Raw genomic sequence first — 25139 nt, forward strand, 5'->3', positions numbered from 1 at the left:
ACATTAAAACAACAAAAAATAACGATAAAAATTCATTTAATAACCATTAATGTTATTAAGTGAATAAAAATTCTAAATTAAGCAAACTAACGACAAAAACACTTTAAAAATCAAGTCGTTAAAAAAATAAAAAACAAATCAAACATATCAAAAAACCAACAAAAAACAGTAAATTAAGATAATGTAATGAGAGTTACAATCGCTATATAAAGGTTTAACTTCTTTTTCTTTAAGACTAGCGCATACGATTGGACCACAACCAGCCTCACTACAGCATAAAAAAGCTAACCTATTGAAGCAAAAGAGATAAAATGCCCCCCGTGGAACAGCACTCCCCCCCGATGGATATCAGTCTTATCAGTCTGGTCGAGGTGCATTTTGCATATGGTAAGCCACTGCGGCTGAATATGAGTGACGTCAGTTCAGGCAGTAATTTTTTCCCGTTGAACGTAATGACCCGTACCGATGCGCCTGAAGGGCCAATTAACCGCATTTATCGTAATGGCAATTACGTCACGCAAATGGATGCCGTTGGCCCGGATGTCTTTAAACTGACTATTCTTAACGCGAAAACAACGGCAGAACATGTCGTGGGCGAAGAAACTGTCGAAACATGAATGGTGAAAGGCGTTATTTATCTGGCCGAATAACCGGGGGCAAAAAAACAAAAGGGCAATAATATATTGCCCTTTGTAATCAATTAATCTTGATTACCACAACCACATCACGAAGGTATTTAGTCGCTATAATACATCCAGCCCCAGCACATCCCGCATGTCAAATAGCCCATTTTTCTTCGTTTTTAGCCATAACGCCGATCGCAACGCGCCATTTGCAAACGTCATGCGGCTGGAAGCTTTATGCGTAATCTCTACGCGCTCGCCAATATCGGCAAACATCGCGGTATGTTCGCCGACGATGTCGCCCGCGCGTACGGTTGCAAAGCCAATCGTGCCCGGTACGCGCTCGCCGGTATAACCTTCACGCGAGTAGACCGCGCAGTCCTTCAGATTTTTATCCAGCGCCCCGGCGATTGCCTCGCCCATTGCCAGCGCCGTACCCGACGGTGCATCCACTTTATGGCGGTGGTGCGCTTCAATAATTTCAATATCGCTATAGTCGCCCATTACCTTCGCGGCTTTCTCCAGCAGCTTGAGCATGACGTTAACGCCGACGCTAAAGTTTGCGGCGAAAACGATCGCAATCTCTTGCGACGCCTCGCGAATGGCCTGTTTACCGGCGTCGTCAAAGCCGGTAGTACCAATCACCATCCCTTTACCATGCTGGCGGCAAAACGCCAGATGCGTCAACGTGCCTTCCGGACGGGTAAAATCGATGAAAACGTCAAAATCATCTTTTACCGCCTCAAGGCTGCTTTGAACGATCACGCCGGACTTTCCCGCCCCCGCCAGTTCGCCAGCATCGCTGCCCAGCAAGGAAGAGCCTTCGCGCTCCAGCGCGGCACCCAGCTGAACACCTTCCATCGCCATGGCGGCCTGGATTAACTGCCGTCCCATGCGGCCACCGGCGCCGGCAATGGCGACGCGGATTTGTGCTTCATGCATAGCTATTCTCTTTTGTAAAAATTGCGTAAACCGTTTTCAGAGTAACCAGCGCGCCCGGAGGCCGCCATCTAAAATCGCCGATAATTAGAAATTAATGATAAACAGGGAGCGATATCAGTAAAAGACATGATTCATCCCGCAGGATGAATCATTGCTGGAGAGAATGAAAGAAGAGAAACTTACTCAGGATAGAGGGAACCGGCAGGAAAATGACTTAAAAACCAAGTCACTGCCAGTAAATCCGCGCTACCGCCAGGGCTTAAGTTACGCAGGATGAGTTCATCATCGAGGGACTGCATCGCTTCAATGCCCCCCTCAACCAATACGCCCCCTTGCCACAACAATTTTTGTGCCTGCTGCTGCACGTAGTAAAGCCCTTCCAGGCCTCCCCGTGACACCAGATTGGTATCATCATTCCACGCCATCAGATGCAACAATGTTTGCAGCAGGGCAAGATGGGTATCGTCATGCTCCTGCACGACCCGGTTAAACACCGGCAAAGCCTGCGTTCTGACGGTTCGAAAACCGCTTTCCGCTTCTCCCCGCGCGCCCGACAGGCCATAACACTGGAAATGGGTTTCACTCTTTGTCAGTTTTCCCGCTTTTTTTGCTGAGAGCTCGTGGGCAACAATATTCCGACTCAGGCGGGCAACCTGGTCGCAGATACGATTTTGCTCCAACGGTTCTCCCCGCGCGAGAAGTCGGCCAATCGCTGCGCTCAGCAGGCCAAAAGCGAAAATCGCCCCGCGATGGGTATTCACACCATTGGTCGCCTGTAGCATATCGTTCTCACAGGCCATCCCCAGCGGACGCAGCATCACCAGGACATTTTCTGCCGCCAGCGCCGCCGTGTTGTTGCCCATGATAAAAAACTTTTCCATCCATGGAGCAATGGCGGTAGTGCTACGTTCAAATGCCGCCAGATCCATATCCCTATGCGCTCCCGAATTACGAATATCGACCAGACCGGGTTTTGGTGTCAGCCTGGCTTCCGTCAGCAGCGCTCTTGCAACCAACCCGTTAAGTTCGCCAGCCGCCAGCGATGAGTACGCTGGCGTACGCCGTTCAGTCACAACGCTCACGTTCATAGCATTCAATCCTTCGTGCAATTTCATCCAACAAAAGGTCAAGGGTGTGATGCTTGCCCCGGGCACAGAGATGAGCATCCTGCTGGCATATCAAACATGGCCGGGCAGGATGCCCGAGTTCACGGCGTGATAGCGACTTACCGTCGCTATCAATAATGTCGATGTCCCAAAGCCGCCCTAACGGATGGCTCATCTCTAGTGTCGACATGTGCTGTTTCAACGCCATTGCCGGCGCACAGACCGCTGCCATCCATTCCGGGCCGCTGCGTTCATTTACCTGCATTTCCCAGACGTTGACCCACTCCTTCTGTTCGCAAAGCGCCAGTATTTCGGCAATTGCGTAATCGGCGACACGCCGCCAGACCGCTGAGTTTTTAACGGCGCCCGGTGCAACCAGCGTGAGGGAAATCAACGGTAGCCGATAGCAGTTCAACGCCTGACGCTGCCTGGCGGCACGTTTATCGCGCGCTTGTAGCATCTCCTCCAGCGTAACTGCCTGGCCCTGGTACAGCAGGTCTGTGCCCTTCATCAGCCTTTAACCTGGCGAATCACGTCAATCACTGAACCGTCGCGATAACGCACCACAGCTACCACCCGATCGGTAAACTCAATCGGCTGCGGTTTGCCCGTCAGTTGCTCGGCGCGCTGTTGCAGTTGTTCGATGGTCATCAGCGCCACGCCCGCAGCACGCAGGTTATCAAGCAGATCCTGACGCGCAGGGTTCACCGCAATACCATGGTCGGTAACCAGCACATCAACGCTTGCCCCTGGCGTGACGGTAGTCAGCACCTTTTCTACCACGCAAGGAATACGCCCGCGCACCAGCGGCGCAGTGATAATGGTCAGATCCGCACCTGCCGCAGTGTCGCTATGGCCGCCCGATGCGCCACGCAGTACGCCGTTTGAACCGGTCATCACGTTAACGTTGAAATTCACGTCAATTTCCAGTGCGCTCAGCATCACCACATTCAGGCGTTCACATGCCGCGCCTTTAGAGGCGGGGTTCGCGTATTGATTGGTTGAGATTTCAATATGATGTGGATTCTGCGCCAGCGAACGGGCTGCATCGCCATCGAATGATTGCGTATCCAGCAGCGCTTTGATCAACCCTTTCTCATGCAGATCCACCATGGTGCCGGTGATCCCACCCAAGCCAAAACTCGCCGTAATGTTGTGGCGACGCATTTTGTCTTCCAGGAAACGGGTGACCGCCAGAGAAGCGCCACCGGTGCCGGTTTGCAGCGAGAAACCATCACAAAAATAACCTGAGTGTTCGATCACATTGGCCGCCTGCCGGGCGATCAACAGTTCACGCGGGTTGCTGGACAGACGAATCGCGCCCGCGGTGATTTTTTCCGGATCCCCTACTTCGTCCACCTGTACGATCAAATCAACCTGATCCTGCGCGATACTGGCCGGATAATTGGGGAATTCGACCCACTCTTCAGTCAGGAGCACCACACATTTAGCGTACTGCGCATCAACCTGCGCATACCCCAAAGAGCCGCAGCGTGACTTGCCGCTAAAGCCGTTCGCATTACCAAATTCGTCGCAGCACGGCACGCCGAGGAAAGCGACATCAATATTCAGCTCACCGCTCTGAATCAGCTTTACGCGGCCGCCGTGAGAGTGGATCTGTACCGGGTTTTCCATCAGGCCAGCGGAGATCTCTTCCCCTAACTTGCCGCGCAGCCCGGAGGTGTAGATCTGCCGCACCACGCCATTTTTAATGTGTTCGATAAGCGGCCAGTGGGCATCAATTAATGAGCTGGAGGCAAGCGTCAGATCGCGGAATCCCATTTCCGCCAGCTTCGCCATCACCATATTGACGACTTTGTCGCCACCACGAAACGCATGGTGGAAGGATATCGTCATGCCATTTTTAAGCCCGGAACGACGGATAGCCTCTTCAAGCGAGTCACAAATTTTACGCCGACGCTTTTCCGTTTCACTGGCAAGCCACGGGCTGTTCGCTGTTACCCCCTGGTAGGGCTGTAATCCTTCCGGTACGACATATTGCTGGTTGAGCATGGTTACAGTCTCTTTCATGGTTCCTTCCTTAATCACGAATACCGGAAGCCGACAGCGCCACCACTTTACGCGCGTGGTCGATAATCGGGCCGTCAATCATTTTGCCGTTGAGTGAAACGACGCCCAGACCGCGAGACTCAGCCTCTTCAGCGGCGGCAATCACCTCATACGCATGCTCAACTTCTTTACGTGTCGGAGAATAAGCCTGATGTAACAGCTCAATCTGACGTGGGTTCACTAAGGACTTACCGTTAAAACCAAGCCCTTTCGCCAACTGCACTTCCTTCAGGAAGCCTTCTTCATTATTGATATCCGACCAAACGACATCATAGGCGGCAATACCCGCAACGCGCGCCGCATGCAGCACTGCGCAGCGGGCGTAGAACAGCTCGGTGCCATCGCCCCGGCAGGTGCCCATATCCATCACGTAATCAAATGCCGCCAGCGCAATTGCCACCATGCGCGGGCTGGAGGTGGCGATGTCGACGGCATTGACCACGCCTTTCGCTGATTCGATCGCCGCCATCAGCCTGGTACTGCCGACCTCACGTCCACATTCACGTTCGATCCGTTCGACCTGCGCTTCCAGCTCCAGCACATCGTTTTTGCTGTCGGTTTTCGGCAGACGCACGATATCCGCGCCACCACGCACGACGGCCTCAAGATCGGCCAGACCGAACGGCGTGTTCAGTGGATTAATGCGCACCACTTTTTCAACATCCTGATAGAACGGATGTTGAAGCGCGTGATGGACTAAAAGACGGGCGGTATCTTTCTCACGTAACGCTACGGCGTCTTCTAAGTCGAACATCACCGCGTCCGCACCGTAGACAAACGAGGTGCTCAACATGGCCGCATTTGCGCCGGGAATAAACAACATACTGCGACGAGGTCTCATAACGCACTCCATTGAATTTCCGTTTGTTCTGCAGCGCGTAACGCCGCCGCCTGCACTCGGGCGCGTAAAATACACTCCAGCGCGCCTTTGTCATCGACGCTAACCAGCGCGCGTTCAACGCCGAGTTTCGCCAGCGTTTCCCGAACCACCTGCTCAATCGCCGCGCCAAACTGCTGCTTCACCAGACTCTCTAGCTCCAGCCGAATTCCTGGCTCGCTGGATGGACCAATCCTGATCATCACATCGCTGGATTCCAGCGTGCCTGCCAGGGCATCTTTAATGATTTTCATTAGTTATGTTCCTTGTTAACGGTGTTACGTCATATAGTTTCAGTGTGTCTGGCGGCATGCCGCTGCAGATATGCCAGGGTGCCAGCAGGCACCAGCGCGGTTATCGCCGACCAATTACGTTCGCTATACAGTTTTCTGACGCGAGAGGCGGAAATAGCCACGCCGTTTTTCTCTACCCGCGCCAGCTCGACGACCTCAATAACCGGGCCGCTGCGCTTCGGATCGTGTAAAATGTCGTGCATTCGCTGGTTATAGGCACAGGTCAGAGGACAAAACGGTTCACTGCCGACAAAACGATGGGTAATCCCCAGCGCTGGAGCCAGATGTTCACGGAAGAGTTGCAGATCGATCTGGCAATGGCAGTCGTCCACAACCCCTTTTTCTTTGAGGAAATAGCCGGGGAACGTCGCACGCGAGATCATATAAGCGGAGCCGGAATGCAACGTGACGTTGTCAATGCCCGCGATTCCTTGTTCGATCAGCGCCCAACGGTCGGTATAGGAAAAAAATGAAGCATCTTCTTTGACTACAAACAGATGCAACCAGTCACAGGCCGCAGCCGCTTGCTCCACCAGATAACGGTGGCCCAAGGTAAACGGATTGGCGTTCATGACGATGGCGCCGATCGTTTTTCCCGGTTGACGATAAAGCGCCAGTTGGCGACAAAAGCGCGCTAATCGTTCACTGCTGTTCTCCATTAACACCGCCAGCTCACCTGCCTGCGCAATGGGCCAAAACCCCGCGCCAGAAAACAGCAGCCGATTTTGCGGCTTAGTGAACAGGAAAAGCTCGCTGCGGTTTAACTCGTAGGCCAATGTAAGCAGCTCAGTCAGCAGTTTGAGGCTGAGTCCTTCCCCCTGTAAAACCGGGGAAACGGCGATGCATTTCAGTACGTTCCCGGCCAGCGAGCCGCATCCAACTATCTCACCCTGCCAATATGCGCATACCGCGATTTCACAATCGTCTTCCAGGGCGAGTCCCACGCCCTCCAGAAACATGGCGACCGACTCGCGACGCAATACATCCTTTTGCAAATAAATGCGTTTAAATATTAGATTCACTCTATTCTGCATCCGTCAGCAAATAACGTCGCATATTTCGCCAGCGTTTGTATTACTCGTCTGGAATAGACATCACACTTTCCCCCTTGCTTTTATAAGCTTTATGGTTTTTATTTCCTTAATTAACCAGAGTTAATAAAAATAATTAAATTAATTAAAAACACAACCATTCAGTGAAGATAGTCACATCTCACGGTTCATTGAATTTATTAGTATGCGCGGGTCTTGTTACCCATCAATACACAGGAAAATGTTTATGACCAACATGACCCAGGCTTCGGCGACGGAGAAAAAGGGGGCTGGCGATTTACTCAGATTCAAAATCTTTGGTATGCCGCTACCGCTTTATGCCTTTGCATTAATTACTTTATTACTGTCTCATTTCTATAACGCTATACCGACTGACTTAGTCGGTGGTTTTGCCCTTATGTTTGTGATGGGGGCCATTTTTGGTGAAATCGGCAAACGTTTACCGATCTTCAATAAATATATTGGCGGCGCACCGGTTATGATATTTCTGGTTGCAGCTTATTTTGTCTATGCTGGCATATTTACGCAGAAAGAAATTGATGCGATCAGCAACGTAATGGATAAAAGCAACTTCCTTAACCTGTTTATCGCAGTGTTGATCACAGGCGCGATCCTGTCGGTAAACCGTAAGCTGCTATTAAAATCACTGCTGGGCTATATCCCAACCATCCTCACCGGGATTGTCGGCGCGTCCCTTTTCGGTATCGTCATTGGTCTGTGCTTCGGTATCCCGGTCGACCGTATCATGATGCTGTACGTTCTGCCGATTATGGGCGGTGGTAACGGCGCGGGCGCCGTGCCTCTGTCTGAAATTTATCACTCGGTTACCGGACGTTCTCGCGAAGAGTATTACTCAACGGCTATTGCTATTCTGACCATTGCGAATATCTTCGCCATTATTTTCGCCGCCCTCCTCGATATGATAGGCAAAAAATACACCTGGCTTAGCGGTGAAGGCGAGTTGGTTCGTAAGGCTTCCTTCAAAACCGAAGATGATGAAAAGGCCGGTCAGATTACCCATCGTGAAACGGCGGTTGGCATGGTGCTATCCACCACCTGCTTCCTGCTGGCCTATGTTGTTGCCAAGAAAATTCTGCCAAGCATCGGCGGCGTCTCTATTCACTACTTCGCCTGGATGGTTCTGATTGTTGCTGCGCTGAACGCATCAGGTCTTTGCTCACCGGAGATTAAAGCCGGGGCGAAACGTCTTTCTGACTTCTTCTCCAAACAACTGCTGTGGGTGTTGATGGTAGGTGTGGGTGTTTGCTACACCGATCTGCAAGAGATCATCGATGCCCTGACGTTCGCGAACGTCGTTATCGCCGCGATCATTGTGGTCGGCGCTGTCGTTGGCGCAGCTATCGGGGGCTGGTTGATTGGCTTCTACCCGATTGAATCATCCATTACTGCGGGTCTTTGTATGGCCAACCGCGGCGGCTCCGGCGATCTGGAAGTGCTCTCCGCCTGTAACCGTATGAACCTCATTTCATATGCACAAATTTCCTCTCGTCTGGGCGGCGGTATTGTGCTGGTTATCGCTAGCATCGTGTTCAGCATGATGGTGTAAAAAAACGCACGGCGGTGTCTTTGCCGCAAACGACCTGGAGAAAAGTAGAGGCCAAAGCCAGAGGTGGCCAAGGGAAATCCACTCTACTCCTTAGCCGGATTCACCAGGAAGGTTGTCGTCAAGGCCACCGTCGTGCCTCTCATTATGGAAAATGATTCATGAATGAAGCTGTACTACTGGGTGAAGGTTTCACCCTGATGTTTTTAGGGATGGGGTTCGTACTGAGCTTTCTGTTCCTGCTCATCTTTGCCATCCGCGGCATGTCCGCCGTGATTACTCGCTTCTTCCCGGAACCCGTCGCCGCGCCCGCACCGCGCGCCGTTCCCGTCGTGGACGACTTCACCCGCTTAAAGCCGGTGATTGCCGCCGCCATTCACCATCACCGCCTTAACGCTTAATTCCCGGAGGGATCCATGACTATTGCCATTACCGACGTCGTCCTGCGTGACGCCCACCAGTCTCTGTTCGCCACCCGCCTGCGCCTTGATGACATGCTGCCGATTGCCGCTCAGCTCGACGACGTGGGCTACGGGTCGCTGGAGTGCTGGGGCGGCGCCACCTTTGACGCCTGTATCCGCTTCCTCGGCGAAGACCCGTGGGTCCGCCTGCGCGAGCTCAAAAAAGCCATGCCCAAAACCCCGCTGCAGATGTTGCTGCGCGGCCAGAACCTGCTCGGCTACCGCCACTACGCCGATGACGTGGTGGAGCGCTTCGTCGAACGCGCGGTGAAAAACGGCATGGACGTGTTCCGCGTCTTCGACGCCATGAACGACCCGCGCAATATGAAGGCCGCATTACAGGCGGTGCGCAGCCACGGCGCGCACGCCCAGGGCACACTGAGCTATACCACCAGCCCGGCGCACACGCTGCAGACCTGGCTGGACTTAACCGAACAGTTGTTAGAGACCGGCGTTGACTCGATTGCCATCAAGGATATGTCCGGCATTCTCACCCCGATGGCCGCTTTTGAGCTGGTCAGCGAAATCAAAAAACGTTTTGAGGTGCGCCTGCACCTGCACTGTCACGCCACCACCGGGATGGCGGAGATGGCCCTGCTGAAGGCTATCGAGGCGGGTGTTGACGGCGTCGACACGGCGATTTCGTCCATGAGCGCCACCTACGGCCACCCGGCCACCGAAGCGCTGGTGGCGACGTTGGCAGGTACTGAGCATGACACCGGGCTGGATATCCTGAAGCTGGAAAACATCGCCGCGTACTTCCGCGAGGTGCGCAAAAAGTACCACGCCTTTGAAGGCCAGCTGAAAGGCTACGACAGCCGTATTCTGGTGGCCCAGGTGCCGGGCGGGATGCTGACCAACCTCGAAGGCCAGCTGAAGCAGCAGAACGCGGCGGACAAACTCGACCAGGTGCTGGCGGAAATCCCCCGCGTGCGCGAGGACCTCGGCTTTATCCCGCTGGTGACCCCCACCTCACAGATTGTCGGCACCCAGGCGGTGCTCAACGTCCTGACCGGCGAGCGCTACAAAACCATCGCCAAAGAAACCGCTGGCATTCTGAAAGGCGAATACGGCCACACCCCGGTGCCGGTCAACGCGGCGTTACAGGCCCGCGTGCTGGAAGGGGCTGCCCCGGTGACCTGCCGCCCGGCGGACCTGCTGAAACCGGAGCTGGCTGAACTGGAAGCGGACGTCAGGCGCCAGGCGCAGGAGAAGGGTATCACTCTGGCGGGAAACGCCATTGACGACGTGCTCACCGTGGCGCTGTTCCCGCAGATTGGCCTCAAATTCCTTGAGAACCGCCATAACCCGGCGGCGTTTGAGCCACTGCCGCAGGCGGAAGCCGCGCAGCCTGCTGCTGCCCCGGCAAAAGCCGCTGCCTCCGGCGTCTACACCGTGGAAGTGGAAGGTAAGGCCTTTGTGGTGAAGGTCAGCGACGGCGGCGATATCAGCCAGCTCACTGCTGCCACCCCGTCTTCCGCACCGGTTCAGGCTGCCGCCCCGGCAGGCGCAGGCACACCGGTCACCGCGCCGCTGGCGGGCAATATCTGGAAGGTGATTGCCACCGAGGGCCAGACGGTGGCCGAAGGCGACGTGCTGCTGATTCTGGAAGCCATGAAGATGGAAACCGAAATCCGCGCCGCGCAGGCCGGCACCGTCCGCGGTATCGCGGTGAAGTCCGGGGACGCCGTCTCCGTGGGCGACACCCTGATGACGCTGGCGTAACGGAGAACTGAAATGGAAAGTCTGAACGCCCTGCTTCAGGGCATGGGGCTGATGCACCTTGGCGCAGGCCAGGCCATCATGCTGCTGGTGAGCCTGCTGCTGCTGTGGCTGGCGATAGCGAAGAAGTTCGAGCCGTTGTTGCTGCTGCCGATTGGCTTCGGCGGGCTGCTCTCCAACATCCCGGAAGCGGGTATGGCGCTGACCGCGCTGGAAAGCCTGCTGGCGCATCACGACGCCGGGCAGCTGGCGGTGATTGCCGCGAAGCTCAACTGTACGCCGGACGTGCACGCCATTAAAGAGGCATTAGCGCTGGCGCTGCCGTCGGTGCAGAGCCAGATGGAGAACCTGGCGGTGGACATGGGCTACACGCCGGGGGTGCTGGCGCTGTTCTATAAAGTGGCGATTGGCTCCGGCGTCGCGCCGCTGGTCATCTTCATGGGCGTGGGCGCGATGACCGACTTCGGCCCGCTGCTGGCCAACCCGCGCACCCTGCTGCTCGGCGCGGCGGCGCAGTTCGGCATCTTCGCCACCGTGCTGGGGGCGCTGACGCTGAACTACTTCGGCCTTATCAGCTTCACCCTGCCGCAGGCGGCGGCCATCGGCATTATCGGCGGCGCGGACGGCCCGACGGCGATTTACCTGTCGGGCAAGCTGGCGCCGGAGCTGCTGGGGGCCATCGCGGTGGCGGCGTACTCGTATATGGCGCTGGTGCCGTTAATCCAGCCGCCGATTATGAAGGCGCTGACCAGCGAGACGGAGCGGAAAATCCGCATGGTGCAGCTGCGCACGGTGAGTAAGCGGGAAAAAATCCTCTTCCCGGTGGTGCTGCTCATGCTGGTGGCGCTGCTGCTGCCGGACGCCGCGCCGCTGCTGGGGATGTTCTGCTTTGGCAATCTGATGCGCGAAAGCGGCGTGGTGGAGCGTCTGAGCGACACGGTACAGAACGGGCTGATTAATATCGTGACCATCTTCCTCGGGCTGTCGGTGGGCGCAAAACTGGTGGCGGATAAGTTTTTGCAGCCGCAGACGCTGGGCATTCTGCTGCTGGGTGTGATTGCGTTCGGTATCGGGACGGCGGCCGGGGTGCTGATGGCGAAGCTGCTGAACCTGTGCAGTAAGAACAAAATCAACCCGCTTATCGGTTCGGCGGGGGTGTCGGCGGTGCCGATGGCGGCCCGCGTATCGAACAAAGTGGGGCTGGAATCAGACCCGCAGAACTTCCTGCTGATGCACGCGATGGGCCCGAACGTGGCGGGGGTTATCGGTTCGGCGATTGCCGCCGGGGTGATGCTGAAATACGTACTGGCGATGTAATAGTGGATGGGATACGCATGTCGTATCCCATTTTCATCCAAATTTTTTCTGAAAGAAAAGTAAGTATGAACTGGTTCAGGTTCCGGTGATGCCGAATGCAAGAAAATACCGTAATTAAATATCTAAATACCAATATGTTTATACGGGAAATTACACGCTGGTTTGCCAGACGCTCGTTTCAAAACCGGATATTTCTACTGATCCTGTTTACATCCACCATCGTGATGCTGGCAATCACCTGGTATCTGACCGATATCACGAAAGAACGCCTGCATTATCAGGTGGGCCAACGTGCGCTTATTCAGGCAATGCAAATATCCGCTATGCCAGAATTAGTTGAAGCCGTAGAGGCGCATGATTTGTCACGCATCAAAGCGCTGATTGACCCAATGCGCTCGTTTTCGGATGCGACTTACATTACCGTTGGCAACGAAAAAGGTCAGCGACTGTATCACGTCAACCCGGATGAGATCGGCAAATATATGGAGGGCGGCGATAGCGACGACGCGCTGTATAACGCTAAAAGCTACGTATCGGTGCGCAAAGGTTCATTAGGCTCTTCCTTACGTGGTAAATCCCCGATTCAGGACAGTACCGGTAAAGTCATCGGTATTGTTTCCGTCGGCTATACTCTGGAACAGTTGGAGAGCTGGCTTAACTTACAAATCAGCTCGTTGCTGTTCCCGATGGCGTTACTGCTGCTGGTACTGTTGTACTGCGCCCGCCGCTTCTCGCTGCATATTAAAAAGCAGATGCTTAACATGGAGCCGCAGCAGCTTTCACAACTATTAATTCAGCAAAGCGTGTTGTTTGAGTCGGTATTTGAAGGGTTGATCGCCATTGACTCCCATCACCGTATTACCGCTATTAACCAAACGGCTCGCCGCTTACTGAATCTGAGCCAACCGGAGTCTGAACTCATTGGCTATGCAATCCACCATGTCGTGTTGCCGGAGGCCTTCTTTTACGATGCGCCGCAAAAAAACAAAAAAGATGAGATCGTCACCTTTAACCAAATGAAAGTCATCGCCAGTCGCATGGCGGTCATTATTGACAACCAGCCTCAGGGCTGGGTTATTAGCTTTCGCAACAAAGACGATATCAATACACTCAGCCTGCAGTTAAGTCAGGTGCGGCAATACGCCGATAACCTGCGCGCCGTGCAGCATGAGCATCGCAACCTTATTTCCACCATTGCCGGACTGCTGTTCCTGAAGCGCTACGATAATGCGCTGGCGCTGATTCAGCAGCAGTCGGAAAGCCACCAGAAAGTACTCGATTTTATTTCCCATAATTTCCGCGACCACCACCTTGCGGGGCTATTAATCGGTAAATATTATCGGGCAAAAGAGCTGGGGCTGGAGCTGATTTTCGATCCTTCAAGCTTTGTTGAACACCTGCCGTCATCGCTCTCGCATAATGAATGGATTTCGATTGTTGGCAATTTATTGGACAACGCCTATAACGCCACCCTGCTCAATAGCGAAGGCTCGCGACAGATTGAGTGCCTGATCAATAGCGAAGGTAATGAAGTCATTATTGAAGTTGCCGATCAGGGATGTGGTATTGACGAAAATATCCGCCAGCATATTTTCGAGCGTGGAGTGACCACCCACAACAACGGCGATCACGGAATTGGATTATGGTTGGTGCACAGCTACGTCAAGCAGGCCAATGGCGACATTATCGTCGATAACAATAATCCTTTTGGCACCATTTTTACCCTCTATATCCCTTTTACCAGAGAAGAATAACATGGATAGCATTACGACACTCATCGTTGAAGACGAACCGATGCTAGCGGAAATCCTGGTGGACACCATCAAGCTTTTTCCCCAGTTTTCAATCGTCGGCATCGCAGACAAACTGGAAAGTGCGAAGAAGCAAATACGCCTCTATCAACCACAGTTAATTCTATTGGATAATTTTTTACCCGATGGCAAAGGGATCGATTTAATTCGTCATACCATCAGCACCAACTACACGGGGCGAATTATTTTCATTACCGCCGACAATCATATGGATACCATCAGCGATGCCTTACGCATGGGCGTATTCGATTATCTGATTAAGCCGGTACATTATCAGCGCCTGCAGCATACCCTGGAGCGGTTCACCCGTTACCGCAGTTCGTTACGTTCCAGTGAGCAGGCAAACCAGACACACGTTGATGCCTTATTTAATATCCAGGCCAAAGAACAAACCGCAGAACCGAATAGCGGACTGCGGGGAATTGATGAAAACACCTTCAACCGGGTACGACAAATATTCGCCGACCCGCAGGCAGTACATACAGCAGACACTCTGGCGCAAATTCTGGGCAGCAGTAAAACCACTGCCCGACGCTATCTGGAACAAGGCGTGAAAAATAACTTTCTCGAAGCGGAGATCAGCTACGGGAAAGTGGGCAGGCCGGAGAGACTCTATCGCGGCAAAGTGTCAGATTATGGCACCAGCATGTAATTACGGCGCGCGGGCGAATACCTCAGCTACCCACTGACGAAAACCGTCCACATCCAGCGCCAGCGCCACCTGCGCGTTGGCGGGCTGCCCCAGACGCCCTTCAATATCCACCACCGTGGTACCGGCGGTATATTGCCCCTGCGTTTCTACGGCCACAAAACAGGATTGCAGGGTAAAAAGCTCCGGACGCACCAGCCAGGCGATAGCGCAGAGATCGTGCATCCGGACGCCAGTGCGCATACTACCGCTGCGATAATGGTTGAACAGGCTGTGCAACATCTTACCGGTGCGATTCAGCGCGGGCAGTTTATTCAGAAAATCTGGCGAGAGCATTGCCTGATTTGTAACGTCCAGCCCACACATCACAATCTCAATGCCGCTACGAAATACGTGGGCGGCGGCTTCCGGATCGACAGCAATGTTAAATTCAGCATTAGGCGTAAAATTGCCGCGCCCTGCGGAACCGCCCATCAACACCAGACGGCGAATGTTACACGCGCACTCCGGATAGTGCATCAGTAGCAACGCAATATTGGTCAATGGCCCAATCGCCACTAATGTCATGGGCTCCGGGGCGTTCATCAACACATCCCGGATAGCGATAAACGCAGGCTTCGCCAACGGTTGGCGCTGATGGTCGACAAAATCATAGCCTTCCATGCCGGATTCGCCGTGGACGTATGCCGCATCGCGTAACGGACGCAGCAGCGGCGTCGCGGCCCCTTGTGCAAGTGGCACATCGGCGTCCCAGAAATGCAGAAGCTGCAACGCATTACGGGTGGTTTTTTCGACCGAAACGTTGCCGGCAACGGTGGTTATTAGTTGCAGATCCAGCTCGGGGGCGAACAGCGCAGCGGCAATCGCAGCCGCGTCATCAATGCCCGGATCGGTATCAAGAATAATGTGTAGGGATGCTGTCATTAACGCTCTCCTGACCTATTGTTTTATATCTTCATACTCAGCGCGACTGATACAGGTATCAGGCACATCGTCATCCGTCACCAGACGCGGACTTAGCTTATCACCTTCGATAAACGGAACTAATGGGCAAAAACGCCCTGGCGATGCTTTGTTTTCCTGCCACTGAATCTCAAGCGATTCGGGCTCAGCGCCGGGTTTTTCTGCCTGAATCACGGTACGAACATTACCGATTAGCCAAAAAGGTTGACACGTCCCATCAAGGCTAAGAGGCGGCGTCAAATGACCATTTTTACGTACTAGCGGATAAATAATACGCCCATCAGCGTAGGAAGGTGTCATGTAGCAGTTATACATTTTGCCTTTGCTTATCACAGGCTGAAAGTAGCTTTCACCGCGATCGATCAGTTCAATCGTTTTTCCTTTCCAGCGATACACATTGACGCCATGGCTGCAGCAACCGCCGCGCCAATAGCTGACAATCTGTTTATGTTCAGCATCGATCTCTGGTGAAGTGATTTCCTGATAAGACGCTGGCGCATCAACATAACGCTGTTTGGCGGGGTCATAGAGCCATGTTTGTACTGGAGCATCCGGCCCAGCAAGTAACTCTGTTACAATCGACAGATCCGGGTAGCCATCAAAATTGACATCCCCCCATTGAGGCATAAACGGGCTACAAGTGCCCACCGAGGCGGTATCTAAGGTCTGTATGAGTTTACCATCACGGTATAATTTTATCGCCGAAATGGCCGGCGTATTGCCGCAATCAATCTCTTTGGAAGGGTCGTAACCCCCTGCATCATTCGTGTTCGTGACCAGCACAATATCAGGGGAGTTTTTAGGTTTGAGGTAGATAAGGGCAACAGGAAAATGTCGTTTTTTATCTGCGGACGTCCATTCGCCTTTAATCTCACTGCTGGAGATTTCCGCATTCCAGTAACCCGAAAGCGCCTTTACGCGTTCTTCAAGATGTACCTCTTTATCCTGGAGTGAGCCGCGTAGAACAATCGCTGCCTTGTGCTGATTGCAAGGTTCATAGCAGTAATACCCATAAAGCGTGTTACCAAATCGCGTGATATTAACGTTTACCGGTTTCCCCGCGATAGTTCCGGTATAGTTTCGCTCCCAGGCGGGTAGCTCCAGCACCGTGGCGCTTGTTGCGTCCATCCAAAAGCCGATGGCGAGTAACGTTGGCAATCCATATTTTATTTTGCCCATTTCCCTTATCCCTGTAGGCATTACAACTAAAAAACCAGCAACGATTGTGCTGGTTTTTCAGATGAATAGCAAAAAGGTGGGGCATTAGCAACGGATGACGACTACGCCTTATTCTTCCTGTCGCACATTGAATATCAAAAGAAATTCTTAAGATCTGGTCAACGTAGCGTCATCAGGCAGATTTCTGAATTATGAAATCTTATTCGACCTCACGAACATCCACACGCAGCTCTTTCGGCACTTCAAAAACAATATTTTCTTCGCGCCCCTCAAGCGTGACGGCTTCGCCGCCGCCAAACTCGCGCAGACGCGCAATAACATTCTGCACCAGAATATCCGGCGCGGAAGCGCCAGCGGTGACGCCGACGCAGGCGGCTTCTTTCACCCACGCCTCCTGGATATCCGCCGCATCGTCGATAAGAAACGCGGTTCTTCCCATCCGTTGGGCCAGTTCCGCCAATCGGTTAGAGTTAGAAGAGTTTTTCGAGCCGACCACCAGCACCACGTCAGCCTGCTCCGCCAGCGCCCGCACCGCTTCCTGACGATTAGTAGTGGCATAGCAAATATCGTCTTTGCGCGGGCCGACGATTTTCGGAAAGCGTTTACGCAGCGCATCAATCACATCGGACGTATCGTCCACGGAAAGCGTGGTTTGCGTCATGAAGGAGAGCTTGCCTTCATTTTTGACATTCAGCGTCCAGACGTCCTCTGGCGACTCAACCAGGTACATCCCCCCTTCCGGGTTGCTGTACTGACCCATGGTGCCTTCCACTTCCGGGTGCCCGGCGTGGCCGATGAGAATAGATTCCTCACCGCGACGGCTGGCGCGCGCCACTTCCATATGGACTTTCGTCACCAGCGGGCAGGTGGCGTCAAAAACGGTAAGATCGCGGCTTTTCGCCTCGTTACGCACCGCCTGGGAAACCCCATGAGCGGAGAAAATCAGAATGGCGCCATCCGGCACTTCGCTAATTTGCTCTATAAAGATCGCCCCGCGCTGGCGCAGGCTGTCCACTACATAGCGGTTATGCACGACTTCGTGCCGAACGTAAATTGGCGCGCCGTAAATAGCGAGCGCATTTTCAACAATGCTGATAGCGCGGTCTACCCCGGCGCAAAAACCGCGTGGGTTGGCCAACAGGATCTGCATGTTTATGCCTCCAGCGCCGGATCGATTTCCAGCACTTCAATATCAAAGTGAACGGTATGCCCGGCCAGCGGATGGTTAAAATCAACGGTAATCGAGTCGCCGTTGATTTCGCGAATCACGCCAGGCATTTCGCTGCCATCCATTGCGGTAAAAAGCATAATCGCCCCGACTTCCGGTTCGCCCGCCGCCATAAACTCACGGCGCGAGAAATACTGGATCAAGTCCGGACTGGGGACGCCAAACGCGGCGTCAGGCTCCAGCGAAAACGCTTTCTTTTCCCCTTCTTTCAACCCCAGAAGCTGCTGCTCCAGACCTTCGGAAAGCGAGGTATCGCCAAGACGGAACAGGGCTGGCTTGCCGTTATTGCGGGTAGATTCCGCCGTTGAGCCATCATCCAGTTTCAGGGTGAAGTGAACGAGGATCGCGCTGTTGCTCTGTACGGATTTAGACATGCAAATTGCTCACGTGTTTTGCCCGGAGGCACAAAGAACGATAAAACCGTAGGCCGGATAAGGCGTTTTCACCGCCATCCGGCACCACGTTTGCCTGATGGCGCTGCGCTTATCAGGCCTACAAAACCGGATAAGCGCCACCCGGTATTTACGCTTATGCCTGTTCTTTCGCTGTCGGCTTCGGCAAAAAGCCTTCCAGTACAATCAGCGCCGCGCCGATACAGATCGCGCTATCGGCAAGGTTGAACGTCGCGAAATGCCAGTCGCCGACGTAAAAATCGATCATATCGACAACAAAGCCGTGCCACAGGCGGTCGAACAGGTTACCCAGCGCGCCGCCGATGATTAACGCATAAGCGATGTTATTCAGCTTCTGCGTCGCTTTCGAGCGATACATCATCACCAAAAGAATTACGCAGATACCTATCGCAATCCCGGCAAAGAACCAGCGCTGCCAGCCGCCGCTATCTGCCAGGAAGCTAAAAGCCGCGCCGTAGTTACGCGCATAATGCAGATTAAGCGACGGGAACAGCCCTACCGTATCCCCCAGAGCGAAATTCTGGAGGATCAGGTATTTGCTGCCCAAATCGATAATCAGCACGACTACTACCAGCCATAGCCAGCGTAGTCCTGTTGAACAGAGTGGTTTACTCATCAGGCAAATTTACGTTGTTCGCCATTACCGGCGATGTTGCTGACACAGCGTCCGCAGATATCTGCATGTTCCGCCACCTTGCCGACATCAGTAGTGTAGTGCCAGCAGCGCGGACACTTATCACCCTCGGCACGCGTTACCACTGCCTGAACTGTCGTATTACCAGCATTGTACTGAATATTTTCATCATCAATACCCCCCGCTTGCTCAGAAATCACGAACTGGGAAGTAATGAAGATAAATCTGACCTCTTCACCCAACAGTTTCAGCTTCTTGATCGTACCGTTAGCATCGTCAGCATATTTCAGCGTCACTTTTGCTTCCAGGTTCGATTTGATGCCATTGGCTTTCTGATTTTCCAGCTCTTTGTTGACCTGGTCCTTGATATAGCGGACATCGTCCCAGAATGCGTCATTAAATTCTTCATTCTCTTCCAGGCCAAACAACCCGTCGTACCATTCGCCGGTGAAGACATATTTTTCACGCTCGCCCGGCAGGTAGCCCCAGATTTCATCAGCCGTGAAGGACATGATCGGCGCCATCCAGCGAACCAGCGCCTCTGCGATATGATACAGCGCAGTCTGGCAGCTACGACGCGCGACGCTATCGGCCTTCGCGGTGTACTGGCGGTCTTTGATGATGTCGAGGTAGAACGAGCCCATTTCAACGGAGCAGAAGCGCATCAGGCGCTGTACCACTTCATGGAAGTCGTAAGCTTCGTATGCCTTCAGAATCTCTTGCTGCGCCGTTTTCGCGCAGCCCACCGCCCACCGGTCCAGCACCACCATCTCTTCCGGTTTGACCATATCGGTGGCCGGATTGAAGCCATTGAGGTTCGCCAGCAGGAAGCGCGCGGTATTACGGATACGGCGATAGCTGTCGGCAGCACGTTTGAGGATCTCGTCAGAGACCGCCATTTCGCCGGTATAGTCAGTAGACGCCACCCACAGACGCAGGATATCCGCGCCCAGTTTATTCATCACATCCTGCGGCGACACGGTGTTACCGATAGACTTGGACATCTTGCGCCCCTGACCATCGACGGTGAAGCCGTGAGTCAGTACCTGGCGGTATGGCGCTTTGCCTTTCATCGCCACGCTAATCATCAGGGAGGACATAAACCAGCCGCGATGCTGGTCAGAGCCTTCCAGATACATATCGGCAGCGTGACCGGCGAATTCCGGACGTGCGTCAACCACGGAGTAACTGGTGGAACCGGAATCAAACCAAACGTCCAACGTATCCGGAACTTTCTCGTATTGATCAGCATCTTCGCCGAGGATCTCTTTCGGGTCGAGATCCCACCACGCCTGGATACCGTCAACTTCAACGCGTTTCGCCACCTCTTCCATCGCCGCCAGAGTACGCTCAATCGGCAGCAGCTCCTGCGTTTCTTTATGCACGAACAGCGACATCGGTACGCCCCAGGTACGCTGACGTGAGATACACCAGTCAGGACGGTTAGCGACCATTGATTCAATACGCGCCTGACCCCAGTCCGGGATCCACTGAACGCCTTTGATCTCTTTCAGCGACTGTTGACGAAGCCCTTCTTTATCCATGCTGACGAACCACTGCGGGGTCGCGCGGAAAATGATCGGCGTTTTGTGACGCCAACAGCACGGATAGCTGTGCTGCATTTTTTCGACATGCAGTAGCGCGCCTTTTTCTTTCAGCAGTTCAATAACGATATCGTTCGCTTTGAAGACGTTAACACCGTCAAGCGTTGGATATGTGCCTGGCAGGTAAGCGCCGTCCGGCCCAACCGGGTTAGCGGTTTCCAGGCCATACTTTTGACCGATCACGTAGTCATCCGGGCCGTGACCAGGGGCGGTATGTACCGCGCCGGTACCGGCGTCCAGGGTGACGTGATCGCCGAGGATCGCCGGCACGTCAAAGCCCATAAACGGATGGGTAAAGCGCAGCAGTTCCAGCTCCGCGCCTTTAACGGTGCCGAGAATGGTGTATTCAGCCGCGCCAATACGCTGCATGACGCTTTCAACCAGATCTTTCGCCAGAATCACCGCCTGGCCGTCAATCTGCACCAGCGCATAATCAAAGTCCGGCGCCAGGGAGATGGCGCGGTTAGCCGGCAGAGTCCACGGCGTGGTGGTCCAGATAACCAGCGACACAGGGCCGCTCACGCCCGGCAGACCAAACTTCGCTTTCACCGCATCCTGATCGACGGCGCGGAACGCCACGTCGATAGACGGTGACGTTTTGTCGTAATATTCAACTTCCGCTTCCGCCAGCGCGGAACGGCAGTCAACGCACCAGTGCACCGGCTTAGCGCCTTTGTGCAGATGACCGTTTTTGATAATTCTGCCCAGCGCGCGGATGATGTTGGCTTCGGTTTTGAAGTCCATGGTCAGGTACGGATGCGACCAGTCGCCCAACACGCCCAGACGAATGAAGTCTTTACGCTGGCCGTCAACCTGCGTAGCGGCATATTCGCGGCACTTGGCGCGGAATTCAGCGGCAGTGAATTTCTCGCCCGGCTTACCGAACTCCTGCTCGACTTTCAGCTCGATAGGCAGACCGTGACAGTCCCAGCCCGGCACGTAAGGCGAGTCAAATCCCGACAGTCCTTTGGACTTCACGATAATGTCTTTCAGAATCTTGTTAACTGAGTGACCAATATGAATGCTGCCATTCGCATATGGAGGGCCATCATGCAGAATGAAGGTTTTTTTGCCTTTTTTGGCCGCACGAATGATGCCGTACAGATCATCATCGGTCCAACGCGCCAGCATTCCCGGTTCACGCTTGGCGAGGTCGCCGCGCATCGGGAACCCTGTTTCCGGCAAATTCAGGGTCGATTTATAGTCACTCATCAGATTCTCGGTTCCGTATTTCGGTTTGATAAACACCGTCAGGGTTACACCTGCCCGGCTAGCCCAAAAAACTTGCGGGCCGTTAACTCATCGCGTGCGATTTGCGCTTTTAGCTCATCAAGCGACGCAAATCGCTGCTCATTACGTATCTTTTTACGCAGTATTACATCTATATGGCGACCGTAGAGGTCCATTACAACGTCCAGCAGATGCACTTCCAGTTGTTGACGCACGCCAGCCACCGTTGGACGAGTGCCAATGTTCGCTACGCCGGGTAACGGCTTATCGCCAAGCCCGGTGACTTCCACCGCATAGACCCCTTTGACCGGGGAGACCTGACGGCGCAGCGGTAAGTTCGCCGTCGGGAAGCCAATGGTACGTCCCAGCTCGTCGCCATGAACGACACGCCCGGAAATAGTAAAGGGATGTCCCAGCAGGCTTTCGGCAAGCGCCAGGTTATCCTCCGCCAACGCCTGTCTCACTGCGGTACTACTGATACGCACGCCGCCTTCACAAAAGGTTTGGGTGCTGGAAACCGCAAAACCATACTCCGCCCCCGCCTTCTGTAATAACAAGAAATCGCCCGCGCGGCTAGCACCAAAGCGGAAATCATCGCCGACGGCAAGAAATTGCACGCCAAGTCGCTCCACCAGCAGTTCGCTGATAAACGTTTGCGCCGTCAAAGCGGCAAAGCGGCGATCGAATTTCACGCACAGCACATAGTCCACGCCGCACTGCGCAAGGTAATGCAGTTTTTCACGCAGGCGCGTCAGGCGGGCGGGCGCTTTATCCGTCGCGAACAGCTCCAGCGGCTGCGGTTCGAAAATCATGACCACCACCGGCAGACCGCGTCTGCGTCCTTCTTCCTGCAAACCCTGCAGTAGAGCGCGATGCCCCCGATGTACGCCGTCGAAATTACCAATGGTCAGCACACACCCATGCGGGGCCTGACTGAGATTATGTATGCCGCGTATCAGCTTCATGTCTGACTCAAAACAGTGAAAATCGCAAGAGTATACCTTGTACAGCGGTCAAGGTTAACCGACTATTGCCCTGATGAAACATAAAGAAGATGCTTTTCATCGCCATGCGGCAAACTCCGCCCCAAAACCCGCCGCTTAATGCAATTTTTCTCATGGAAAGGCTGTATTCACAGCACGCAAGCTGGTAGAATCCTGCGCCATCACTACGCAACGAGTGCTGCAATTTAAACGGCGCTTATTTGCACAAATCCATTGACAAAAGAAGGCTAAAAGGGCATATTCCTCGGCCTTTGAATTGTCCATATAGAACACATTTGGGAGTTGGACCTTGGCTAATATCAAATCAGCTAAGAAGCGCGCCGTTCAGTCTGAAAAGGCTCGTAAGCACAACGCAAGCCGTCGCTCTATGATGCGTACTTTCATCAAGAAAGTATACGCAGCTATCGAAGCTGGCGACAAAGCTGCTGCACTGAAAGCATTTAACGAAATGCAACCGATCGTGGACCGTCAGGCTGCTAAAGGTCTGATCCACAAAAACAAAGCTGCACGTCATAAAGCTAACCTGACTGCACAGATCAACAAACTGGCTTAATCGCCTGCTTGTTATCAGCTTTGTAGAAAAACCCGCGTAAAGCGGGTTTTTTTATGCCTGCTATCTGCCGTTTTGCTCGTCAACCGCTGGCGCTGACCTCACTCGTTCACGCTCTTCCTGACCAGCCTATTTTTTCAGCTACCCCTCCCTTAGTCACGTAATACTTGAAAGTTATTTTCTTTCACTGTTTTCCTTTTCTTATTTCATTACTGAAAAAACTGTGACCACCTTAGCAAATAAAAACATCGCTCATTCAAAAACTAATAAACGCAATCCTGATGTAAGATTTAATAATTGATTGATGCCGTCGGGTTAACTACTTTTCATGTACACCTTACTTACTCATTTTAATCTGAGGTTAAATTCAGAAACGACATAAAAATAATATTCAAAACTTGCTTAGAAAGTAGAGGTTGTTTTTCTGGGCGTATCGTACCAATATCGGAGTTATCATTATGAGTTCTGTCATTGAGGATACCCAGCCTTCCGGGTCAGCATCATTGTCTTTACTACAGCGTATTAGCTACGGCTCTTTGGATGTGGCGGGTAATCTGCTGTACTGCTTCGGTTCAACGTACATTTTATATTTCTACACAGACGTTGCGGGCATTAGCCTTGCCGTAGCAGGCGTTATCCTGCTGCTGGCGCGTATTATCGATGGCATAGACGCCCCCATATGGGGGATCATCATCGATAAAACGCGTTCACGCTACGGTAAATGTCGTCCCTGGTTTTTATGGTTACCGCTGCCTTTTGCGGTATTCAGCGCGCTGTCATTTTGGTCTCCTGATATCAGTATGACAGGAAAAGCCATCTATGCAGCAATATCTTATATGATTGCCAGCATTCTATTTACCGGACTTAATACACCACTCAGTGCAATATTACCCCTGATGACCTTATCTCCCAAGGAAAGACTGGTTTTAAATTCCTGGCGAATGACCGGTGGGCAAATTGGGGTTTTATTAATGAACGCGACCGCCTTGCCGTTAGTCGCTTTTTTAGGTAACGGTGATGATCACGCTGGTTTTATTTATACGGCAATTACGTTTGCCATTATATCCTGCGCGCTAACGCTCTTTGCGTTTAAAAACATTCGTGAAATGGATACGGATAAAATACAGCATGAACCTAAGTTGCCGATGAAAAAAAGTTTCGCGGCGATGAAAGGTAACTGGCCGTGGATCCTGATGGTGCTGGCTAATCTGATCTTCTGGATTGCCCTACAGCAGCGCAACACGACCATTGTCTATTATCTGACTTACAACCTCGACCGTAAAGATCTGGTACCGCTGATTAACAGCCTGGCGACGATTCAGATCCTGTTTATCATCGCTATCCCCTTCTTTAGCAAATACCTGGCTAAAACCTGGATATGGGTAGGCGGTCTGCTGGTCGCCACGTTTGGCGGCGTCATGATGTGGCTGGCAGCGGACAACATTACTTTCCTCATCGCCGCCTGGATACTCGGCAATATCGGCAGCGGTATCGCCTGCTCAATGCCATTTGCCATGCTGGGCTTCGCCGTTGATTTTGGCGCCTGGAAGACCGGTATTAAGGCTACCGGCATTCTTATCGCCTTCGGCAGTACCTTCTGCATCAAGATGGGTAGTGGCCTCGGCACCGCTTTCGCCGCCTGGATCATGAACAGTTTTGGCTATGTCCCCAACCATGCCCAGAGTGCTGCGGGTCTGGAGGGCATTATCTGGGCCTTTATCTGGGCACCCGCCCTACTCTTCGCGCTCGCAGCGATCCCACTACTTTTCTTTCGCAAATACGAAGCGATGGAAGAGAAGATTCGCCACGATCTGGAAACCGTCAACTCATAACGTTCTTTACCTTCA

24 protein-coding genes are annotated in these 25139 nt (G+C 53.2%); 9 read left to right on the plus strand and 15 right to left on the minus strand.

Features of this window, described 5'->3' with window-relative positions; genetic code table 11:
* Positions 1–311: 311 nt before the first annotated feature.
* Complete coding sequence (locus QEN32_RS18290) at positions 312–617, plus strand: hypothetical protein (protein WP_223228847.1); 306 nt, start codon at positions 312–314, stop codon at positions 615–617.
* Between the two features lie 126 nt (positions 618–743).
* Here QEN32_RS18290 and dapB read toward each other — a convergent pair whose 3' ends face one another.
* From dapB to citC, 7 genes are all read right to left on the minus strand, one after another.
* Positions 744–1565 (minus strand): 4-hydroxy-tetrahydrodipicolinate reductase, encoded by an 822-nt coding sequence (dapB, locus tag QEN32_RS18295; RefSeq protein ID WP_000544032.1) that lies wholly within the window; start codon positions 1563–1565, stop codon positions 744–746.
* Between the two features lie 179 nt (positions 1566–1744).
* On the minus strand, positions 1745–2653 hold the full coding sequence (citG, locus tag QEN32_RS18300; protein ID WP_001103238.1) for a triphosphoribosyl-dephospho-CoA synthase CitG: 909 nt from the start codon (positions 2651–2653) through the stop codon (positions 1745–1747).
* The gene (citX, locus tag QEN32_RS18305) at positions 2631–3182 is read right to left on the minus strand and encodes a citrate lyase holo-[acyl-carrier protein] synthase (RefSeq protein ID WP_000679050.1); all 552 of its coding nucleotides are present in this window, start codon (positions 3180–3182) and stop codon (positions 2631–2633) included. The genes citG and citX overlap by 23 nt, the downstream gene beginning before the upstream one ends.
* The gene (citF, locus tag QEN32_RS18310) at positions 3182–4702 is read right to left on the minus strand and encodes a citrate lyase subunit alpha (RefSeq protein ID WP_000665573.1); all 1521 of its coding nucleotides are present in this window, start codon (positions 4700–4702) and stop codon (positions 3182–3184) included. Before citF ends, citX begins: the two co-directional genes overlap by 1 nt.
* Positions 4703–4712: 10 nt before the next feature.
* Complete coding sequence (gene citE, locus QEN32_RS18315; protein WP_001247809.1) at positions 4713–5582, minus strand: citrate (pro-3S)-lyase subunit beta; 870 nt, start codon at positions 5580–5582, stop codon at positions 4713–4715.
* Positions 5579–5872, minus strand: coding sequence for a citrate lyase acyl carrier protein (citD, locus tag QEN32_RS18320; protein ID WP_000691461.1), 294 nt, complete (start codon positions 5870–5872; stop codon positions 5579–5581). The genes citE and citD overlap by 4 nt, the downstream gene beginning before the upstream one ends.
* A 29-nt stretch (positions 5873–5901) precedes the next feature.
* Entirely contained in the window at positions 5902–6945 is a 1044-nt protein-coding gene (gene citC / locus QEN32_RS18325) for a [citrate (pro-3S)-lyase] ligase (protein ID WP_077463622.1), read from the minus strand.
* A gap of 244 nt (positions 6946–7189) precedes the next feature.
* On the opposite strand from citC, the gene citS reads away from it, so the two are divergent.
* The 6 genes from citS (at position 7190) to QEN32_RS18355 (ending at position 14490) form a co-directional block, all read left to right on the plus strand.
* Complete coding sequence (gene citS / locus QEN32_RS18330; protein ID WP_086805751.1) at positions 7190–8530, plus strand: citrate/sodium symporter CitS; 1341 nt, start codon at positions 7190–7192, stop codon at positions 8528–8530.
* 158 nt (positions 8531–8688) lie between these two features.
* The gene (locus QEN32_RS18335) at positions 8689–8928 is read left to right on the plus strand and encodes an oxaloacetate decarboxylase subunit gamma (RefSeq protein ID WP_001001155.1); all 240 of its coding nucleotides are present in this window, start codon (positions 8689–8691) and stop codon (positions 8926–8928) included.
* Positions 8929–8943: 15 nt separating this feature from the next.
* Positions 8944–10713 carry a sodium-extruding oxaloacetate decarboxylase subunit alpha gene (oadA, locus tag QEN32_RS18340; protein WP_265322015.1) on the plus strand — a complete coding sequence of 590 codons (1770 nt, stop codon included), beginning with the start codon at positions 8944–8946 and terminating at the stop codon, positions 10711–10713.
* Between the two features lie 12 nt (positions 10714–10725).
* Positions 10726–12027: an oxalacetate decarboxylase subunit beta gene (locus tag QEN32_RS18345; RefSeq protein ID WP_265322016.1), complete on the plus strand. Its 1302-nt coding sequence runs from the start codon at positions 10726–10728 to the stop codon at positions 12025–12027.
* A 134-nt stretch (positions 12028–12161) separates the two neighbouring features.
* Entirely contained in the window at positions 12162–13781 is a 1620-nt protein-coding gene (locus tag QEN32_RS18350; RefSeq protein ID WP_023216942.1) for a sensor histidine kinase, read from the plus strand.
* 1 nt (position 13782) lies between these two features.
* Positions 13783–14490, plus strand: a complete 708-nt coding sequence (locus QEN32_RS18355) for a response regulator (protein WP_131039894.1) — start codon at positions 13783–13785, stop codon at positions 14488–14490.
* On the opposite strand, the gene rihC is transcribed toward QEN32_RS18355, so the two are convergent.
* The 8 genes from rihC to QEN32_RS18395 all read right to left on the minus strand — a co-directional run bounded on the left by rihC (position 14491) and on the right by QEN32_RS18395 (position 22926).
* Positions 14491–15411, minus strand: coding sequence for a ribonucleoside hydrolase RihC (rihC, locus tag QEN32_RS18360; protein WP_265322017.1), 921 nt, complete (start codon positions 15409–15411; stop codon positions 14491–14493). It lies immediately after the preceding gene.
* Positions 15412–15426: 15 nt separating this feature from the next.
* Complete coding sequence (locus QEN32_RS18365; protein ID WP_020898360.1) at positions 15427–16629, minus strand: hypothetical protein; 1203 nt, start codon at positions 16627–16629, stop codon at positions 15427–15429.
* 199 nt (positions 16630–16828) lie between these two features.
* Complete coding sequence (gene ispH, locus QEN32_RS18370) at positions 16829–17779, minus strand: 4-hydroxy-3-methylbut-2-enyl diphosphate reductase (protein ID WP_001166428.1); 951 nt, start codon at positions 17777–17779, stop codon at positions 16829–16831.
* Between the two features lie 2 nt (positions 17780–17781).
* Positions 17782–18231, minus strand: a complete 450-nt coding sequence (gene fkpB, locus QEN32_RS18375) for an FKBP-type peptidyl-prolyl cis-trans isomerase (RefSeq protein ID WP_000047269.1) — start codon at positions 18229–18231, stop codon at positions 17782–17784.
* Positions 18232–18385: 154 nt separating this feature from the next.
* A complete protein-coding gene (gene lspA / locus QEN32_RS18380) occupies positions 18386–18886 on the minus strand; it encodes a signal peptidase II (RefSeq protein WP_000042736.1) in 501 nt (166 codons plus the stop codon).
* Positions 18886–21720, minus strand: coding sequence for an isoleucine--tRNA ligase (gene ileS / locus QEN32_RS18385; RefSeq protein WP_001674865.1), 2835 nt, complete (start codon positions 21718–21720; stop codon positions 18886–18888). Before ileS ends, lspA begins: the two co-directional genes overlap by 1 nt.
* Positions 21721–21764: 44 nt before the next feature.
* Positions 21765–22703, minus strand: a complete 939-nt coding sequence (gene ribF / locus QEN32_RS18390; RefSeq protein ID WP_000767311.1) for a bifunctional riboflavin kinase/FAD synthetase — start codon at positions 22701–22703, stop codon at positions 21765–21767.
* A 7-nt stretch (positions 22704–22710) separates the two neighbouring features.
* On the minus strand, positions 22711–22926 hold the full coding sequence (locus QEN32_RS18395) for a DUF2575 family protein (protein ID WP_001726890.1): 216 nt from the start codon (positions 22924–22926) through the stop codon (positions 22711–22713).
* A gap of 105 nt (positions 22927–23031) precedes the next feature.
* Here QEN32_RS18395 and rpsT point away from each other — a divergent pair, with 105 nt between their 5' ends.
* Complete coding sequence (rpsT, locus tag QEN32_RS18400) at positions 23032–23295, plus strand: 30S ribosomal protein S20 (protein WP_001518655.1); 264 nt, start codon at positions 23032–23034, stop codon at positions 23293–23295.
* A 455-nt stretch (positions 23296–23750) separates the two neighbouring features.
* Positions 23751–25124 carry an MFS transporter gene (locus tag QEN32_RS18405; RefSeq protein WP_000099989.1) on the plus strand — a complete coding sequence of 458 codons (1374 nt, stop codon included), beginning with the start codon at positions 23751–23753 and terminating at the stop codon, positions 25122–25124.
* Positions 25125–25139 lie beyond the last annotated feature (15 nt).

This window comes from Salmonella sp. SA14318, assembly GCF_029866905.1.
Taxonomy (GTDB): Bacteria; Pseudomonadota; Gammaproteobacteria; order Enterobacterales; family Enterobacteriaceae; genus Salmonella; species Salmonella enterica.

Coding starts and splice junctions, on each gene's coding strand:
- fkpB (WP_000047269.1), bottom strand. CDS start 18,231: ATGTCTAAATCCGTACAGAGCAACAGCGCGATCCTCGTTCACTTCACC.
- citS (WP_086805751.1), top strand. CDS start 7,190: ATGACCAACATGACCCAGGCTTCGGCGACGGAGAAAAAGGGGGCTGGC.
- ribF (WP_000767311.1), bottom strand. CDS start 22,703: ATGAAGCTGATACGCGGCATACATAATCTCAGTCAGGCCCCGCATGGG.
- QEN32_RS18405 (WP_000099989.1), top strand. CDS start 23,751: ATGAGTTCTGTCATTGAGGATACCCAGCCTTCCGGGTCAGCATCATTG.
- QEN32_RS18335 (WP_001001155.1), top strand. CDS start 8,689: ATGAATGAAGCTGTACTACTGGGTGAAGGTTTCACCCTGATGTTTTTA.
- citF (WP_000665573.1), bottom strand. CDS start 4,702: ATGAAAGAGACTGTAACCATGCTCAACCAGCAATATGTCGTACCGGAA.
- ispH (WP_001166428.1), bottom strand. CDS start 17,779: ATGCAGATCCTGTTGGCCAACCCACGCGGTTTTTGCGCCGGGGTAGAC.
- citC (WP_077463622.1), bottom strand. CDS start 6,945: ATGCAGAATAGAGTGAATCTAATATTTAAACGCATTTATTTGCAAAAG.
- dapB (WP_000544032.1), bottom strand. CDS start 1,565: ATGCATGAAGCACAAATCCGCGTCGCCATTGCCGGCGCCGGTGGCCGC.
- oadA (WP_265322015.1), top strand. CDS start 8,944: ATGACTATTGCCATTACCGACGTCGTCCTGCGTGACGCCCACCAGTCT.
- citD (WP_000691461.1), bottom strand. CDS start 5,872: ATGAAAATCATTAAAGATGCCCTGGCAGGCACGCTGGAATCCAGCGAT.
- QEN32_RS18355 (WP_131039894.1), top strand. CDS start 13,783: ATGGATAGCATTACGACACTCATCGTTGAAGACGAACCGATGCTAGCG.
- citX (WP_000679050.1), bottom strand. CDS start 3,182: ATGAAGGGCACAGACCTGCTGTACCAGGGCCAGGCAGTTACGCTGGAG.
- QEN32_RS18350 (WP_023216942.1), top strand. CDS start 12,162: ATGTTTATACGGGAAATTACACGCTGGTTTGCCAGACGCTCGTTTCAA.
- ileS (WP_001674865.1), bottom strand. CDS start 21,720: ATGAGTGACTATAAATCGACCCTGAATTTGCCGGAAACAGGGTTCCCG.
- citG (WP_001103238.1), bottom strand. CDS start 2,653: ATGAACGTGAGCGTTGTGACTGAACGGCGTACGCCAGCGTACTCATCG.
- QEN32_RS18345 (WP_265322016.1), top strand. CDS start 10,726: ATGGAAAGTCTGAACGCCCTGCTTCAGGGCATGGGGCTGATGCACCTT.
- QEN32_RS18365 (WP_020898360.1), bottom strand. CDS start 16,629: ATGGGCAAAATAAAATATGGATTGCCAACGTTACTCGCCATCGGCTTT.
- citE (WP_001247809.1), bottom strand. CDS start 5,582: ATGAGACCTCGTCGCAGTATGTTGTTTATTCCCGGCGCAAATGCGGCC.
- lspA (WP_000042736.1), bottom strand. CDS start 18,886: ATGAGTAAACCACTCTGTTCAACAGGACTACGCTGGCTATGGCTGGTA.
- QEN32_RS18290 (WP_223228847.1), top strand. CDS start 312: ATGCCCCCCGTGGAACAGCACTCCCCCCCGATGGATATCAGTCTTATC.
- rihC (WP_265322017.1), bottom strand. CDS start 15,411: ATGACAGCATCCCTACACATTATTCTTGATACCGATCCGGGCATTGAT.